General features: G+C 59.4%; 1 protein-coding gene. It reads left to right on the top strand.

Going from position 1 to position 207, the window contains the following annotated elements; genetic code table 11:
* Positions 1–207, top strand: a 207-nt coding sequence (locus tag ACLQ25_RS32945; RefSeq protein WP_425734628.1) for a hypothetical protein, incomplete at both ends; no start/stop codon positions are given.

Here is a 207-nt window from a genome sequence, read left to right on the forward strand (position 1 = left end):
CTATCAGGTGGTCATCGACAACCCGGGCGTCGCCGACGCCCGTCTAATGGTGGCCTGGACACATGCGACAGGCCGAATGGCGCCTACCGTCACCAGCCTCTATTTCATGGGTCCGGGAGTGTTGGATGACTTTGCCCAGTCGCACGGGCTGCCCCCCGGCTATTACACGTCTGAGCGGCTTGGCAGAAAATATTTCCTGACAAACCA

Source organism: Micromonospora sp. DT44 (assembly GCF_049841635.1).
Classification (GTDB): domain Bacteria; phylum Actinomycetota; class Actinomycetes; order Mycobacteriales; family Micromonosporaceae; genus Micromonospora.